Source organism: Hymenobacter frigidus (genome assembly GCF_014640435.1).
Lineage (GTDB): Bacteria > Bacteroidota > Bacteroidia > Cytophagales > Hymenobacteraceae > Hymenobacter > Hymenobacter frigidus.
This window is the reverse complement of record NZ_BMGY01000038.1, coordinates 12,921-29,969: the sequence shown is the minus strand read 5'-3', so window position 1 is coordinate 29,969 and position 17,049 is coordinate 12,921. Positions and strand designations below refer to the sequence as shown.

At 59.2% G+C, this 17,049-nt stretch carries 14 protein-coding genes; 3 read left to right on the top strand and 11 right to left on the bottom strand.

Features of this window, described 5'->3' with window-relative positions:
* Positions 1-14: 14 nt before the first annotated feature.
* On the top strand, positions 15-734 hold the full coding sequence (locus IEW17_RS16310) for a sterol desaturase family protein (RefSeq protein ID WP_188563126.1): 720 nt from the start codon (positions 15-17) through the stop codon (positions 732-734).
* Between the two features lie 314 nt (positions 735-1,048).
* Positions 1,049-1,534, top strand: coding sequence for a hypothetical protein (locus IEW17_RS16305; RefSeq protein ID WP_188563125.1), 486 nt, complete (start codon positions 1,049-1,051; stop codon positions 1,532-1,534).
* A gap of 8 nt (positions 1,535-1,542) precedes the next feature.
* Here IEW17_RS16305 and IEW17_RS16300 read toward each other — a convergent pair whose 3' ends face one another.
* Positions 1,543-3,954: a TonB-dependent receptor gene (locus IEW17_RS16300; RefSeq protein WP_229749064.1), complete on the bottom strand. Its 2,412-nt coding sequence runs from the start codon at positions 3,952-3,954 to the stop codon at positions 1,543-1,545.
* Positions 3,955-4,162: 208 nt separating this feature from the next.
* On the bottom strand, positions 4,163-4,876 hold the full coding sequence (gene rpe / locus IEW17_RS16295) for a ribulose-phosphate 3-epimerase (RefSeq protein WP_188563124.1): 714 nt from the start codon (positions 4,874-4,876) through the stop codon (positions 4,163-4,165).
* Between the two features lie 144 nt (positions 4,877-5,020).
* Here rpe and IEW17_RS16290 point away from each other — a divergent pair, with 144 nt between their 5' ends.
* Positions 5,021-5,617 carry a beta/alpha barrel domain-containing protein gene (locus IEW17_RS16290; protein WP_188563123.1) on the top strand — a complete coding sequence of 199 codons (597 nt, stop codon included), beginning with the start codon at positions 5,021-5,023 and terminating at the stop codon, positions 5,615-5,617.
* Positions 5,618-5,734: 117 nt separating this feature from the next.
* Here the strand turns inward: IEW17_RS16290 and trmB are convergent, their stop codons facing one another.
* From trmB to IEW17_RS16245, 9 genes are all read right to left on the bottom strand, one after another.
* A complete protein-coding gene (trmB, locus tag IEW17_RS16285) occupies positions 5,735-6,400 on the bottom strand; it encodes a tRNA (guanosine(46)-N7)-methyltransferase TrmB (RefSeq protein WP_188563122.1) in 666 nt (221 codons plus the stop codon).
* 67 nt (positions 6,401-6,467) lie between these two features.
* Entirely contained in the window at positions 6,468-7,775 is a 1,308-nt protein-coding gene (locus IEW17_RS16280) for a bifunctional folylpolyglutamate synthase/dihydrofolate synthase (RefSeq protein ID WP_229749063.1), read from the bottom strand.
* A 117-nt stretch (positions 7,776-7,892) separates the two neighbouring features.
* Positions 7,893-8,795: a hypothetical protein gene (locus IEW17_RS16275; RefSeq protein WP_188563121.1), complete on the bottom strand. Its 903-nt coding sequence runs from the start codon at positions 8,793-8,795 to the stop codon at positions 7,893-7,895.
* 32 nt (positions 8,796-8,827) lie between these two features.
* A complete protein-coding gene (locus IEW17_RS16270) occupies positions 8,828-9,247 on the bottom strand; it encodes an ExbD/TolR family protein (protein ID WP_188563120.1) in 420 nt (139 codons plus the stop codon).
* A gap of 14 nt (positions 9,248-9,261) precedes the next feature.
* Complete coding sequence (locus IEW17_RS16265; protein WP_188563119.1) at positions 9,262-9,957, bottom strand: MotA/TolQ/ExbB proton channel family protein; 696 nt, start codon at positions 9,955-9,957, stop codon at positions 9,262-9,264.
* An 8-nt stretch (positions 9,958-9,965) separates the two neighbouring features.
* Complete coding sequence (locus tag IEW17_RS16260) at positions 9,966-11,147, bottom strand: HU domain-containing protein (RefSeq protein WP_188563118.1); 1,182 nt, start codon at positions 11,145-11,147, stop codon at positions 9,966-9,968.
* A 108-nt stretch (positions 11,148-11,255) separates the two neighbouring features.
* Positions 11,256-13,052: a TonB-dependent receptor gene (locus IEW17_RS16255; protein WP_229749062.1), complete on the bottom strand. Its 1,797-nt coding sequence runs from the start codon at positions 13,050-13,052 to the stop codon at positions 11,256-11,258.
* 35 nt (positions 13,053-13,087) lie between these two features.
* Positions 13,088-16,339 (bottom strand): tetratricopeptide repeat protein, encoded by a 3,252-nt coding sequence (locus IEW17_RS16250; protein ID WP_188563116.1) that lies wholly within the window; start codon positions 16,337-16,339, stop codon positions 13,088-13,090.
* 482 nt (positions 16,340-16,821) lie between these two features.
* On the bottom strand, positions 16,822-17,028 hold the full coding sequence (locus IEW17_RS16245) for a hypothetical protein (protein WP_188563115.1): 207 nt from the start codon (positions 17,026-17,028) through the stop codon (positions 16,822-16,824).
* Positions 17,029-17,049 lie beyond the last annotated feature (21 nt).

Here is a 17,049-nt window from a genome sequence, read left to right as displayed (position 1 = left end):
CAAAACCCCTTGCTATGCTCCTCGTCATTTTTGCCGTGTTCGCCGGCTGTTTTTTGCTCGAACGCCTTATTCCGGGCTGGAAGCTGCCCGCCGTGCCCACCTGGACCATTCGGGTGCTGGCCGTTAATTTCTTGCAGCTGCTGGTCGTCATCGTGGCGGGCCTGAGCTGGGAAAAGTGGCTGTCGGCCTACTCGCTGTTTCACCTGTCGCAGCACGTGCCGGCCTGGGCCGGGGGCCTGCTGGCCTATTTCGTGGCCACGTTCGTGTTTTACTGGTGGCACCGCTGGCGCCACACCGTCGATTTTTTGTGGCTGCACTTCCACCAGATTCACCACAGCCCGCAGCGCATCGAAGTCATCACCTCCTTCTACAAGCACCCGGTGGAGATGACGGTCAATTCCATCATCGGCGGACTGCTCATCTACACGCTGCTGGGGCTTAGTGCCGAGGCAGGAGCTATTTACACGCTATGCACGGCGTTGGGTGAGTTTTTCTACCACACTAACGTGCGAACGCCGCGCTGGATAGGCTATATTTTTCAGCGGCCCGAAATGCACCGCATTCACCACGAGTACGAAAAACACGCCAACAACTACGGCGATATCGTGTGGTGGGATATGCTGTTCGGCACTTACCACAACCCCGAAAAGTTCACCACTTCCTGCGGCTTCGACCCACCCAAGGAGGAGCGGCTACTCGATATGCTGCGCTTCAAGGACGTGCACAAGGAGTAGCACGGACTAAAGGTCCGCGCTTGAGACGGACGGTATTTACTCAGGCGCGGACCGTAAGTCCGCGCTACGGTGCTAAAACCGAGCAATCAGGCGCAGGTTGACCAACCGCTGCGACAAATAGCTGGGCACCGAGTAGGTCACGCCGGTCAGGTTCTGCTGCTTCAAGTAATCACTCACCTAACTCCAACAACTTTGCAAAGTTGTTGGAGTTGATTAAAGACAACTAAATGAAATTAAATCGTTCTGGCTGGCTGGTGGGACTACTGCCACTGAGCGTCTTGCTTTTGCTAGGCTACTTGTACCTGGATGTAAGCGTGCGCGACAGCTACTCTGGCATGTGGAACTCCGCTTCATCGGCCGAGGCGCGCAAACAGGGCATTTTACTGAAAGAATACACCGTGGTGCCACGCCGGTTACGCTTTCAAAATTACACGGCGGCTTTCACCGATTGCTGGGTGGAAGAAAAAACGCGTACTGCCCACGACTTCATTTTTTTTCGAAAAATAACTAAGCTGGGCGAACCGCGCTTCGTGCTAAACTACCAAGGCCAGCGCGTAGCGCCCGACCCCGATTCGGCCGGAGCGGCCATGTTGGTGCCGGGTCGTGAAGGGCATGGATTAGACTTGGCCGCATCGGAATATGACCCTCTGCCAAATCGCCTGGCTTATGGACAGTTTGCAAACGTCACATTTCCTGATAGCATCGGCAACGACACGCTGTATTTCAGCATTATTCGCTCGTGGAGTGACAAGCGCAACTTCATCATCAAAGCGTATCCCAAAAACGAAGTACAACACTAATTACAGCATCAGAAACGAGCAATAAGGCGTAGGTTGACCAACCGCTGCGACAGATAGCTGGGCACCGAGTAGGTCACGCCGTTCACGTCCTGTAGGTAGCTGTAGCCGGCCACGTTGTTGGCTCCGAATACGTTGAGGATTTCCAGGCCCAGCCAGAGGCTTTCGAAACTGTAGAAGTGAGCTTTGGGCGCGTTGTTATTTTTCAGGCCGACAACCTTGGAGAAACCCAGGTCGACCCGCTTGTAGCTGCGCTCCAGCGCGTTAGTACCGCGCAAATCGGGGTTGCTGGGCGGACTGAATGGCAGGCCAGTGCCGTAAACGATGTTCACGTAGCCGCGCACCGAGGGATTGTTGGGCAGGTGGTCCTGGAAGAAAACCCCCACGTTCAGGCGCTGGTCCTGGGGCCGCCGGATGTAGTCCCTGGCTTGGCGGCCCGTCGCCTTGCCATTGGCATCGCGCAGAGTAGTTGAGTCGCCGTCCAGGTTTTCCTGGGTGGTAAGCAGCCCAAGGCTGAACCACGATTCGGCCCCCTTCACGAATTCGCCACTCACCCGGGCATCGAAGCCGGCGGCGTAGGCGCGGGCGTTGTTTTTGGCAAAGTAGCGCAGCCGCACGTTGTCCACGTCGTAGGGTACCACATCGGTCAGGTACTTGTAGTAGGCTTCGGCCGAGAACTTGAAGGGCCGCCCATACTGCTGGAAATTGATTTCCTTACCCACGATAAAGTGATAGGATTTCTGAGCCCGCAGCTCGGGGTTGAGGGTAGCCTGCTGCACGCCCAGACTCACTGTTTGCTGGTCGCGCAGCTCGCGGTAGAAAGGCGGCTGGTAATACACGCCCACCGCCGCCTTAAACGAACGATTGGGGTGCCGACGGCTGATTTGCGAGAACTGCACCCGCGGACTGATGACGAACTGGCCGTTGGTGGTCCAGTAGTGGGCGCGCGCACCAACGGTGACGGTGCGCAACGAATCCAGCGCCCAGGTATCCTGCACGAAGCCCTGGCTGCGGCTGCTGAGCAAACTCAAATCGGAACGCAGCCGCAGGCGGCGGGCATCGGGCACGAAATCAGCCGAGTCAGCAAAGCTGTACTCGTCGAGCGTGTCGGTAATTTTTTCGCGGCCCACTTTGGCTCCCCAGCGCACGGTGTGGTTGCCAACGGGCGTCCAGCGGCCGCGGGTTTCGGCCGTGAAAATGCTAGCCGTAAGAAAGTTGCGGGAGTGCTTGAACTGCGAGCCAATATTGCGCTGGCGTACCGCCTGGTTGAAATCGGGCGAAGTCGGGTCGCGGTTGATGTCGGCGAACGTGTAGGCGGCCTCCACGTCCCGGAACTCCGACTCGCGCGAAATCAGCGCTGAGCCCAGCAATTCCATTTGCAGCTTGGAGGAAAAGTCGTGCTTGAGGTTGAGGCCCGTTTGGTAGGTATCAAACTGCATGCGCTCCTGGCCCTGGTACGCGATGAAAACCCGGGTAAACTGGTTGGTACCCGTAGAAAAGGTAGCCTGCCCGGTTTCGGGCGAAAACCGGTAATCGTTGTGGGCAATCACGCCCAGCAGCCCCAGCGTGGTGCGCTGCAAGTCTTCCTTCTTGCCCAAGCCGATGTTGACAAAGGCCTGCGCATCGTAAAAAGTGGGGTTATAGCCGCCCTGCTGCTGTTTGAGAGAATTCAGCACATACTGGGCATTTTTGTAGCGCACCCCGGCCAGGTAGCTCACCCGGCCGTTGGCCGAACGGGCCTCGACGTGGGCCGCGCCGCCCACCAGGCTGCCCGTCAGCGAAGCGGCAAACTTGTCCGGCGTTTTATAGTCCACGCTCAGCACCGAGGCCAGTTTGTCGCCGTACTTCGGCTGCCAGCCGCCGCTGCTGAATTCCACCTGCTTCACCAAGTCGGGGTTGATGAAGCTCAGGCCTTCCTGCTGCGCCGAGCTAACGAGAAACGGCCGGTATATCTCGAAACCATTGACGTACACCAGGTTTTCGTCGTAGTTGCCGCCGCGCACATTGTAAGTACTGCTCAGCTCGCTGTTGGAAACAACCCCAGGCAGCGTCTTCAAAATGGCGTTGAAATCGCCAAACGGCGACGGAATTTCTTTGGCCGAGCGCGGGTCGATGCGCGTGATACTGACTTGCTCGCGAGTATCGGCCTGGTCGGAACGGCCGAATACGCGCACGCCACCCAGGGCTTTGGTGTCCAACCGCATGGTCAGGCGCAGTGGGCGGGCGGCATCGGCGGGCAGCCGCAGGGCTTGGCGCAGCGTGAGGTAACCGAGGCGACGCACCACTAACACCACGGGTTGGCCGTCGGCCAGCACGCGCACTTGCAATGCAAATGTGCCTTCGGCCGTGGTATTAGCCCCACCGGGCCGACCTTCTATGCCCACTGCGGCAAGTTCCAACGGCTGCCCGTTGGCGTCACGCAAACTTCCCGCAACGGTAACAACTACTGCGTTCGGTGATTCCGTTGGGCTGGTTGTTTGGGCCAGCGCCGGGCTACCAATTAAGAGTAGCAATCCCAGGCCACTGGCTGTTACGAGGCCAACACCTGATTTATTCTGCAACAAGGACACGAACGGCAGACGCGGCGTAGGAAGTCTTTTCACGAGGGCAGGAACGAGCGAGCGGCGTAAACTATTGCCGGCGGTCAGCGGCCGCGGTATTCATTTCCAGCCCGGCCAGATGGTCGCGCAGGTTGGCAAGGGCCGCCACGGGACCTTCGGGGGCGCTGAAGACGAAATTTCCGGCTACCAGCACGTCCGCACCAGCTTCTACCAACGGGCCGGCATTGGTCATGTTTACCCCGCCATCCACTTCAATCAGGGCATCAGAGCCGGCATCGAGCAGTAGGCTCTTCACCATGGCCACCTTCTTAAGGGTATTGGGAATAAATGCCTGCCCTCCGAAACCGGGGTTAACTGACATAATGAGCACCAAATCAAGGTCGGCAGCGATGTCTTCGAGCAGCGCCACCGGAGTGTGCGGATTCAGGGCCACACCGGCCCGGCAACCCAACTGCTTGATTTGTTGAACTACCCGGTGCAAATGCGGGCAGGCTTCGTAATGCACCGTGATGATGCTGGCCCCGGCATCGCGGAAAGCCGACAGGTAGTTTTGGGGCTCCTCAATCATCAAATGCACGTCGATGGGCTGCTTGGCGTAGCGGGCCACGGCTTGCAGCACGGGCAAGCCAAACGAAATATTGGGCACGAAGCGGCCGTCCATCACGTCAAAGTGCAACCAGTCGGCGGCGCTGGTTGCCAGGCGCTCGGTTTCGGCTTGAAGGTTGGCCAGGTCGGCGGCCAAAAACGACGGGGCCAGCAAAGGGGCGCGGCGGAGTAAATTCATGGGGGCGAAGATACAGCCCACTCGCACTCCCCAAACCTGGACCGGCCGGCGCGGGGGCTCTACTTTTGCAGCGGTACGGCTAGCGCCTTTCGTTTTGATTTGGCCAGCTTTCGCCAATAGTTTCTACTTACCTGTTCACTGCTCGTGCCTCACCTCGTTCCTCTTCTAATTCGCGGCATCAACAACCTGTCCGACGCCCGCTACTGCGCCGGCATGGGTGCCGATAAACTAACCTTTATTCTCGACCCGGCCCTGCCTGGGCACCTTGCCCCCAAGACGATGAAAGAACTAGCCGGCTGGATTGCCGGAGTTGAACTGATTGGTGAATTCGACCAACTCAGCGCCCATAAAATCAATAGCATATCAGCCGAGTGCGCGCTGGATGCCGTCTTACTCCGAAGCCCCCGTACCGCCGCTGAGCTGGCAGAAATAGCCCCACCCGTCTACATCGAGCTACCGGGCGACGCATCGGTTTTTACCCAAACTTTTCCCGAATCGGTATTGGGTTTAGTGGTCGAATTACCTACATCCACCTCGGCCGAAACCTTGGCAGCCTTGCAGCAAATTGCCCGTGAGCGTCCGCTCTGGCTGGGTCCGGGCCTGCTACCCGAACGTGCCCGCGACCTCGCCACGCAGCTGCCACTAGCCGGGTTGTCCTTCCCCTCGGGCGATGAAGTAAAGCCGGGCCTGCGCGATTTTGACCAGTTGGAAGCAGTATTCGAAGCGCTGGAAATCGACTGAATGAACCAGGAGCCGCGTCCCGCCGCCGCCGAAACCAACCACTGAGTTTCGGCGGCGCTGGGACGCGGCTTTTACCGGAATTGTGTAGCTACAAATCTGCCGCCCTATCCCCGCCAGTTACGTGAGGCGGAACTGCACATACTTAATGGGGACACCAACTGACCGATATTTCCCTTCGAAGTTGGTCTGGATAGCCTGTGCTTCGATGAATTCGGATGCGGTTTCGGCGTATAAGTCTCGCGTAACCCGCTCAATAGTAGTGCCGAGCCGCGCCGCCAGTATTTCCAGCGTGTATTCGAACAAGTCCTCGTTATCCGTCTTGAGATGCAGCAGTCCTCCGGGAATTAACAATTGTTCGTATAAACCCAGGAAGCGCGGCGAGGTCAGCCGGCGTTTGATATCCCGGTCGCGCGGACGCGGGTCCGGAAATGTAATCCAGATTTCGCTCAGCTCACCCGGTCCAAACTGCGCAGCCAGGTCCTCCGCCCGCATGCGCACGAAACCGACATTGGTCAGACCTATTTCGGCCGCGCGGGAGCTGCCTCGCCAAATGCGCTCGCCTTTAATATCGAGCCCCAAAAAATTCCGACCGGGATGGCGCTGCGCCAAGCCCACCGTGTACTCACCCTTGCCGCAGCCTACTTCCAGCGTTAGGGGATGCGGCTCCCGGAAGAAATCGGTGCGCCAGCGGCCACCGAGCTGCTGGTATTCAGGTTTGCCCGGTTCAATGATGTCCGGACGGGTAGCGTTGTCGGTAAAACGCTGAAGTTTAACGCGAGGCAAATTAATAAAGCTAAAAATGAAACCCAGCCGGATGGGCCGATGACCAGACCACCCCTGCTATCAATAGTTAAGAATACAACTCTTCCACTTCGGCCACCACAAAGGTGCTGCCGCCAATAAAAATCACATCATCGGCAGTGGCCGCCGCCCGAGCCGCTGCTATTGCCGCCGCTACCGAACCACAAACCTGTCCCTGCAAGCCCGCCGTAGCCGCTGCCAGGGCCAACTCAGCGGCCGGCATAGCCCGGGGAATATTGGCCGCACAAAAGTAAAACACGCCTTCTATGGGCAACAGAGCTAACATTTCGGCCACGTCCTTGTCGTTGACGGTGCCAATTACCAAATGTAAACGCTGATGCGGGAGGCGGCGCAATTGGGCCACCACCATCTGTAAGCCCGCCACATTGTGCCCGGTATCGCATACCACCAATGGGCGGCGGCCGATAATGCTCCAGCGCCCGCGCAGCCCGGTGAGCTTCGTAACCTGACGCAACCCGGTGCGCACCGCCGCCTCAGTAATGCGGAAACCCTGCGCCCGCAACTCGTCCAGGGTCGCGAGTACCCCAGGCAGATTATACTGCTGGTAGTCACCGGGCAGGCCTAGCTCCGCATTAGGCAGGTAGGGCCGGCCGTGCTGGGTGATGGTGAGAGGCCGCAAACCCGTTTCGGGCGAAGGCTCCGCAACGAAGGAAGCCTGATAAATCTGGTCGGCAAAAACCAGGTGGGCCAACTGGTCTGTGGCTTCTCGTTGAAATACCGGGGCCACTTCGGGCTGGGTCTGGCTCACCACCACCGGCACGCCTTGCTTTATGATGCCCGCTTTTTCGCCCGCGATTTCGGGCAGCGTGTTGCCCAGCAGTGCCTGGTGGTCGAAACTGATATTGGTAATGAGCGAAACCAGGGGCGTGATGATATTCGTCGAATCGAACCGCCCGCCCAGGCCGACTTCCACAATGGCCACATCCACGCGTTGCTCGGCAAAGTAAGCGAACGCCAGAGCTACGCACATTTCGAAGAACGAAGGCTGCACTTCCTCAAACAACGGCTGCCAGCGCGCCACCCACTTCACCAAGTAATCCGGAGCCAGCTCCTGACCATTTACTTTAATACGCTCCGTAAACTCACGCAAATGCGGCGAGGTGTAAAGCCCAACCTTGTAGCCCGCCGCCTGCAGCACCGCCGCCAGCAAGTGCGAGCTGCTCCCCTTGCCATTGGTGCCGGCCACATGCACGCTCCGAAACTGCCGTTCCGGGTGGCCCTGCGCCTCGGCCAATACCAGCGTATTGCCCAGTCCTTTTTTATAGCCGGCCGCCCCCACCCGTTGGAACATGGGCAACTGCTCGTACAGGTAGGTAAGGGTTTCGGAATAGGTCACGAATAGTTGCTTAGAATGGCCGGGAACATGCAAATTAACGCTAGCAGCGGTTTACCAAACTAGAGAGCCCCGTATCTGCCAAGCAGAACACGGGGCTCTTTGGTGTTACTGAGAGGGTTACCGAACTGAAAAGCGGAATGTATAGAAACCAGCCGCGCCACCAACCGCGCTGTTCGTCTTCACGAAGTTGGCATCGAGCAGCTTATCACGGCAAAGCTTTTCTTGAGCGGCCGAAACGTTGCCCGACACTTTGGTAACGGCTTCTACTTCGCCATCGGCAGATATTTTAATCTTGAAGCGAACAACTCCGGACTCATCGTCGATTGCTGCCACGTGGGGCGTACTCTCGAACCGCCATCCGCTCATCTCCAAGCCATTGCCATCGCCTACTCCCCGGCCACGGCCCCGGCCGCTGCCGTCGCCATCACCGCCGTTGCCATACAGCGCCTTGGAATCGAGTGAGCCATTCGGGTCGCCCTGGTCGCCCACAGTACCGGGGCGGTCGCCGTTGTTGTTGCCAGTAGGAGCATTGCTGGTGCCGTTCACGCCGTTGCCGCCGCCGGTAGTGCTGCCCTTGGGCGAGAAGGCCACGGCTACTTTACGCGGAGCTTTAGGAATGACTTTTACTTCCTCCTTGGCCGGAGCCGGGGTTTCGACGGGTGCCACCGAAACCGGGCTCTCGTCGGCTTCGCTGGTGATGATTTTTTCCTGCGAAGGCGGCGTGGGGTCAGGCGTGGCCGTAGCCATAGGGCGCGGCTGCGGGTCGGGGCTGGCCACGGGTGGACGGCTGTCCTCGCGGTTGCGCGAGTCGTTGGCCGGAGCCATGCTCTGGATATCGCCCGAGCCGGCAGGGTCCAGGCCGTAGTTCAGTTCAACGCCATCACCGCCCCCCAGCGCGGCCAGCGGCGGGTTCGGCCCCTTGAACACCATGAAGATGAAGAGCAGCAGCAGTAACCCATGGACTACCAGGGTGCCAATCAGGGCCTCGCGGCGGTGCGGTTCGGGATAATCAATAGCCATGACGAAGGGTACGTTGGTCTGAGTGAATCAACTTACTTGCCGGCGGCTTGCTGCGCCTGCGTGGCCATCACCATTTTCAATTTGAGACGGTTACCAATCTCCAGAATGTCAACCAGCTTCTGAACGTTCAACGAAGCATCGACGCGCAGTACCACGGTGGGCTGCACCTCGGTGGGCGTACTGCCCACCAAAGCCACTAGTTCCTGCTCCACGGATGCCGGACTCACGGGCTTTTTGTTGACGAAGTACTGGCCAGCCGCATCAATGGATATGGTGATGGGCTGCTTCATCACCTGCTTGCTCGATTTAGCATTCGGCAGCAAGAGCTTAATAACGTTGGGGTTAACCAGCGTGGAGGCAATAAGGAAGAACAACATCAGGAAGAACATGATGTCGTTCATGGCCCCAGTTTCGACGTGCGACGTGAGACGATGACGGCGGGAAAGATTCATAACTCACAACTCAATTAGTTGTCCTGGAGAATGTCCATAAACTCGATGGCCGAATTTTCCATGCGGAATACCATGCGCTCGACCAAGATACTGAGCCAGTGGTAGCCTACGTGGGCAATGATGCCGACGATAAGGCCCGTGGCCGACGTTACCAACTTTACATACAAACCATCGGCTACCTGAGGAATACCAAACTCTTTAGTCGCCGCGATGGAATAGAAAATCTTAATTACGCCGATAATCGTGCCCACAAAGCCAATCATCGGCGCGATGCCGGCGATGATGCCCAGGATGCTGATGTTCTTTTCGAGGCGGGCAATTTCAATCTTGCCCACGTTTTCCACGCTGGTTTCGATTTCCTTCAGGGGCAGGCCGATGCGGCGCAGGCCTTTCTCCACCATGCGGGCCAGCGGCGAGGGCGTTTGAGCGCAGAGCAGTTTGGCCCCGGCCAGGTCGCCCTTCACCATCAGCGAGCGGATGCCCGCCATGAAAACCTCGGGGTTCCCGGCCGCCTTACGAATAGTGAAATACCGCTCGATGATGATGTAGCCCGACAAGATGGACAGGGCAACCAGCGGAATCATAATCAAGCCCCCGCGCATCAGCAGGTCGATGATAGGGACTTCGGTGTTTACAATTGGAGCAGCAGTGACGGCGGTGTTGAGGCTATCGGCAGCGGCAGGAACCACTTGCAAGAGGAATACGGACATGCGGACGGTTAAAATTTCAACGTATTGTAATCACAGCGCGTGCTCACACGCAGGCGCTGGGCTTCGCGCTGGGCCGACGCCAAATCGGGGTAGTCGGCGGCGGTGAGACGGTACAACCGGCTGCCGTAGGGCGGCAGGATGATGCGGGAAGCGTGGCCCGTGCGGACCAATAACTTGCGGCCTTTCTCAGCCCCGGACAGGTTTCGGTAGGCCCCGGCAATAACGTAATAACGACCAGTGCGGAATTTAATTGTCGGGGTATTAACCTTGGTTGAAGCCTTGGGGGCGGCAGGAGCCGCGACAGTGGATGCCGCTTTAGCTACAGCAGCATTGGTCGAAACGGTTTCGGTGGGTTTAGCCGGTAGTATTACGGCAGGCGCTGGCTTAGTCGGAGCCGGAGTCACTTCCGCCGTCACGGGCTCAATTACAGGAGCCGAAGCTGAAGGAGCCATTTCAGGAATAGAAACCGGCGTTCCTACCGGCGTCATTCCTTCGGCAGCATCGGGAGCGGCAGTGAAATCGTGCTGGCCAAGGGTGGCTTGCTGGGGCTCGGTGAGAACAATGGCCGTGGCTGGGCGCTGGGCCCACTCCCACTTAGGCAGCTGGCTGCGCCAGTTACCGGATAAGCTGGCTACCTGGTAGTTGGCCATCAAAAAAAGACCGGCGGCCATTGCAATTGCACCGGCGGGCAACAGCTTGGTCCAGCGCGAACGGCGGGTGGCCGTGCCACGCAATGCCGGCTGTGGACGCTTAAGACGGGCATCGTTGGCCCGGACTGGACGAGCGGCTAACTCGGGCAGGCCGAAAGCCGACGCCAGAAGATTGTCGGTGCCCGTGTACTCGAACGCAAGCCCCCGGCCCACGGCCCGGCGGAAAATACCAATGCCGGGCAACTCGGTGCGGTTGGTTTCGTCGAGCTCGCGCTGTAGACCGGCTACGGCGGTTCGCACCGTTTCCCGGGCCTGGGCAATGGTCAGGCCAAGGTGCTCGCTCAGGGCGTCAACCAATAGTCCGTCGTTGCGGGTCAGCGCCTGATTAAATGCCACCAATTTAGTGGGCGGACTCAGCGACTGCCGGCCGGGCTGGGCGCGGGCAGCGGATACGTCGGCCACCAGTCCGCCAAAGTCCGGGATTATCACGCAGTCGTGGTCTCGGAGCAAAGGGCGAATGTGGTCGGCGAGGTGCAGCATAGGAGATTCAGTTTTTGAGTTTTGAATGTTGAGTTAAAGAGGCAAGTTGCTTGTTCACCAGCTGTTACTCATTAGCACACTCAAAAATCAGCATTCAACATTCAATACTTAAAATGTGTAAGTCGCCCCTCCCAATACGTTGATGCCCTTCACGGGATAGCCGTAGAAGCGCTGGTATTGGCGGTTGAGGAGGTTGTTACCCATTGCAAAGATGGATATTTTTGGCGTAATGCGGTAGTCGGCGCGCAGATTAAGGTCGACAATCGGGTCGGTGGCGCGGTAAAAATCGGCCGCCCGGGCCGCACCCACGGTGGTGGCTGGCAAGTAGCTGATGCCGTAGCTGGCCGCAAAGAAATAACCTTCGACACCGAGCATCAGTTTGTCGAAAACATTGTAGGTACCGAACACCGAACCCTGAAATTCGGGGCGATGAAAGGGCTGCGGCAGGTTTTTGAGGGCGTACTTATTGTAATCCACCCGCGTGCCGAGGCGAAATTTCTCGGCCGCGTTGTACAACAGCTCGCCGTGGATGTTGAGTACGCCGGTGGCATTCTGGTCATACACCAGGTCGAACTTGGTGGGGTCGACGGGATTGTTGAGGTAGAAATACAGGTTGCGGTCGCGGGCGTAGGTGGCCCGGGCATTGAACTCCAGGCCCCGGGCGGGCGTGGAGGTGAAACCGGCGTAAATGGTGGGGCCGCGGTGAGTATCGGCCACGTTCAGGCCACGATTGAGCCACGGGTTCTCGGTGCTGAGGTCGTAGCGGTTTACGCGTTGCATGGCCCCGCCCAGTCCGGCGTATACCATGAATTTCTCGGGCTCCACGGTGTAACCGAGGCGCACGGCCGGGTACACCACGGTTTTGCTCACGCTCGTGGCCGTGTCCGAAGAATAGCCCAGCGTGGCTCCCAAAGAGAAAGCAATGCGCTTACTCAGGAATTCATAGGCCGGCGTGGCTTGCACAAACGAGCGGCTGCGCGTAGCTGCCAGCGGATTGGGCCGCGCCAGCGTTACGGCCGCCTGGTCTTTGTCCGAAATAAAGGAAGCATCGGCCGCCACGGTTACGCGGCTGGATTCACCCAACGCGTAGCCAACTTTGGCATTAAGCCGCACATCGTTCTCAGAAGCGGCGAAATTATCGGCCCAGTAGCGGTAGCCGATGCTGGCATCGTACTGCAGTTGCTGCGCAGGGTCGCGGTTATGAGCGTAGGCTTTTACCCCGACGCGGGTGAAAATCTGCTTGATGTCGCCAGCTTCGGGGGCGACTAACCGGCCACCGTTGGCGGCCTTCTCGTAACCGTAAAAATTGTACCGCTCGCGGCCCAGGTCCAAGTTCGCTCCAAAGGCCGCAGTGCCCCGGTACAGCTCGCCCATCAGGTGGGCACTGGTTTCGGACATGCGGGAGTTTTTGCCGTCAACCGGGCCTTGAATAGAGCTTATATGCTTGATATCAAGCCCGTAGGCGTGGTCGGTGTTGCGGGTGCTGTGAAAATATCCCCGGCCGTAGAAGGTGCCGTAGTTGCCAATAGCGGCCTTCACGAAATTGCCGGTGAGCGGTGCGGGCTCCTCGGCCCGGATAGTCAGCACCTTGACGGATGGATTCAACCGGTCGGTCGGCAGGCGGAAATCAGGATAGGTATACGCCACCTTGCGCTCCACTTTGGGCGGCGCGGGCAGCTTGATTTTATCAAAGTTGCGCGTGGCTTCGGGTAGCTGATTGACCCGCTCCTTCACGATTTCAATCTCGGCCTCTTCGATGTTGCCCTTGTATTTGCCCTTGGTGGGCTGGCCCTGGGCTATGGCAGTGGGCACCACCGCCGTCACCAGCACCGCCGCCAGCGCCACACTAGCGGCTAAGCCGGCGCGCCCCTGAGGCTTGGAATTTAATATTGACAAACGCTTCATCAGCAAATGGTTTTCAATGAGGGAATGCGCCGGGCCTAACGCTGGGTGCTATCGGCCGGGGCAGTGGTATTACCGCGCAGGTTGGTGCGGGGCACGGTGGTTTTGCCCTTGGCTGGTGCTGGCGTGGCCGCTGGCTTGGCCGGAGTTTTGGTGGGCGCTTTCGCCGGGGCTTTGGCGGGCGTTTTGGCCGGCGTGGCTTTGGAGGGCGTAGCGGGGCTGGCGGTGTCATCGGGCTGGTCGGCCCCCAGTGTTTTGAGGCGCTGCCTGGCGGCTTCTACAATTTCAGCCACCGGGAAATTATTATCGATGATGGAGTTGAGCGTACCGCGGGCCTGAAAGTTGTCGCCTTCGGCCGCATACACTTCGGCTACCAGCAGGAAAGCCCGGCCCTGCCACAGCGAGTAGTTGCTGAAGTCTGAATTGACCTTAAGTGCCGCCGCCTTGGCTTCCTCATTCTTCTTCTGCTTAAACAGCGTTTCGGCCAGGTAGTACTGGGCCTCCGCGCCATTCACATCGTTGGGCGCGGCCGTGACGGCGGCGGCCAGCTCGGTAGCGGCCTGGTCATAGCTTTCGGCGCGGAAGCTGGCTTTGCCCAGGTAGAGCAGCGCTGCGTTGGTCGCGTTGGCAGTAGCTCCGGCCTGGGTGCGGAGTTCCTCGGCTACGCGGCGGGTGCCAGGATAGTCACCGGTTTCGTACAGGCTGCGCATCTGGCCCAGGGTCGCATTGGCAATTTCGCGGCGGTTGGCGCTGGCCCCGCGCAGGCGCTCGTAGTATTTGGCGGCCTCGGCGTAGTGCTTATTTTCAAACTCCAGGTCGGCGAGCCGGCCCACGGCGCGGTTCACAAACTCGCTTTTGCCCTCGGTCACCACGGCTTGCAGGCGGGTCAGCGCTTGCTGCTTGTCGCCGGTTTTCAGGTAAGAATCCGCCAGGAAAAATCGGGTATCCGGACCCAGAGCCGAAGCCGGGTACTGCTTCAAGTAAGACTCCAAACGTAGAATGGCAGACTGGTATTTCTCAGCGAGATACAAAGACTTGGCTGCTTCGAATTCCACGCTCTCAGTAGCCTTGCTGTCCGGGTTCTGGATTTTAAAGGAAGCCAGGGCCGCGTCAAATTCCTCGGTCCGACCCAAGGCCGTCAGGCTTTCCTGCAAGCTGTAGAGCGCCTGCGAAGCGGCCTCACTGCGCGGGTACTCCGTGAGCACGCGCTGGAAATCAGCTACGGCCTTTTCCTGCTGCTGCAGGTTGGCGTAGGCCACGCCGCGCTTCTGCAGCGCCTGCGGCACCAGCGGGCTATTGGGCCGGTTATCCAGCAGGCGCGAGAAGCCCGTCACGGCCGGTTGGTACTCGCCGGCCTCGAAGGAAAGCTGCGCTTGCTGGAACACGGCGTCCTCGGCGTAACGGGAGTTGGGGCTGGTTTTGAGCAGCGCGGCCAGGGTGCTGGTGGCCTCGTCGCGGCGGCCCATCAGGCCCAGGGTGCGGCCTTTTTGGAAGTAGGCGTAGTCCTTATCGGCGGCGTTGGCCGTTATCACCTTGTCGTAGAGCGTGAGGGCCTGCGGGTAGCCTTTGGCCACGTAGTAAGTATCGGCCAGGCGCAGGGTAGCGTCGTAGTAATTAGGGTCCGAGGGCTTGGCGTCGGTGTCGCTCAGAAAGGCCTGGAACTGCGGCCGGGCCCGGTCGTACTGCTTGGTGTTGTAGTAGGCATAGCCCAGGCCGTAGCGGGCTTTCTGCTCAAAATCAGCTTCTTCGGGGCTCACACCGCCTTGCCGGGCCGAGCGGGCGGCCGCCACGTAGGCCGCGATGGCATCGGGGTACTGCTGGCCCACGCTGTAAATCTCGCCGCGCAGCACCTGCGCCGCGGCGCGCAGCGCGTCGTCGGCCGGGTATTTCAGCGACTTATCGAGCAGTGGCAGGGCCGCGCCGTAGTTGCCATTGTTATAGAGCGTGGCGGCCTGCGAATACGCGACCCGCTGGTAGGTGGCGTCCAACTTGGCGCTCCGGTCATCAATCCCTTCGAGGTAGGTTAGTGCCTGGGCATAATCGGTTGAAGTCAGGAAGCTGCTGCTCAGCAAATCATCAACGGCCACCTGATTTTTGGAGCGGGGGAATTTCTTGCGGAAATCCCGGAGCACGGCAATGGTTTCGGGCAGGTTGCCGAGCTCGTACTGCACCTGCCCGAGCTTGAGCGTGGCATTTTCGGCAATGCCCCGGTCAAATGTGCTTTGGCGGGCGGCCTCAAAAGCCGTGACAGCCTGCGGCTTTTGGTTGGATTGCAGGTAACTAAGGCCAAGGTGATAAGCGGCGTTCTGGCCGAGGGAGTCGCGGCGCACGGCCACGTTGCTCAGGCTGGCAATGGCACCCTTGAAGTCACCCATCTTGTAGTTAGCGAAACCAATCTTGTACTGCAGCGCCGGCTCAATCTTGTTCTTGTGCATGGCCGCGTACTTGTCGAAATTCTCCGCCGCCTCTTTGTATTGCTCCTTCTGATAATAAGCATCCCCGAGCAGCAGCTGAATTTCGTCGGCGTTCTGGGGCGGCGGCGTGTTCTGCAACGCCTTAGCGGCGTAGGCAATCAGGCCGTCGTAGTTGCCTTCCCTGTAATATATCTGCGTAACCACGGCCGGCACCACCGGCTTGTAGGCGTCGTTTTGCTCGGCCACGGCCAGGTCGGCGCGGGCGGCGGCGTAGTCGCCGGCGCGGTAGCCCAGGTAGCCGGCGTAGTAGGCGCTGGCGTACTTGTACTGGCTCTGCACCTGCTTGTTGCGGTCGAACAGCAGCCGGGCCTTCTCATAGTCTTTCTGCTCGAAGTAGCTGTAGCCCAGCTTAAAATCGGATTCGGCCCGCTGGTCGTTGCTCAGGTTGTCGGGCGCGACCTTGGCAAAGTAGCGGATGGCCGACTCGTAGTTTTTCTGGTCGAAGTAGAACTTGCCCAGCTCAAAGTAGGCGGTAGCGGCCTGCGGGTGGGCCGGGTGCTGCGCGGCAAAGTCCAGAATCAGGCCCTCAGCATCGGGGTGCGAGAGGTAGAGGCCGCTCACGGCGTAGTAGTATTCGGCGTCGGCGGTGCGGTCGGTGGCGGTGGGACCGACCTGGCTGGTGTGCACTGGCTCAATGGCGAGGTAGGCCCGAAAGGCTTCCTTAGCCGCGCCGTACTGGCCGCGGTCAAACAACTCCAACCCTTCCTGAAAATGCCGCTCATCGGAGGCGAAAACCTGGGTTTGCTGGGCCTGAGCAGCCATTGGCGCCGCAGCACTCAGAGCGGCGGCCAGCGCCAGCCGGGGAAATAGCTTCATGTAAATACCTGTCGTGGAGGGGCCGCACCGGGCCCGGGAACTCGCCAAAAGTAGCGATAAATGCCCGTAGGTTGCCCAGCTAACGCGGAAATGGGGGTTGCTATTGCCGACTAGGACCATTGTCATTGCGAGCGCAACCAGGTGAAGCGCGGCAATGACAAGGGTCAGTGTCAGTAACCTTATGAAGTGATGGGCCCCAATAGTAACGACATGACTGCCATAAAGCACTGCCGCTGCCATAGCTTCGGTCAGCATCTTGCCGCTGTGGAGCCTGCCCCACGCCCACGACCTCACCGCCGAGCGCAACCGGCTCTTGCAGCAGCTAGCGCAGGAGGCACCGGAAGGTGTACCGGAGCCATCGGAAGGACTTTCAATGGCTTCACAAACCATTCCCACCGCAAACCAGACTCAAAAAAAAGGTCCCGCCAGCAACTGCTGGCGGGACCTTTTTTTTGCTTTTAAGCGTGGCCGAAGCCGCTTGCCTATTTTGGGGAAGTGATACCGGGTACGTTCAGGTTCCCACTTTTGTAGCGCTTGTACAAATAGGCCGCGCCGGCAGCCAGCAAAGCGCCGCCCACCAATTTGCGCGAGGGTGAAGCGCCGGCCCGCGTACCGTCATTATTGGTTCGGCCGCCGAACAAGTCGGCAATCAGGCCCCCGAGGGTGCCACTGGGTTGGTTATTGCTCATGAGTGAAATCAGCTTAAGGTG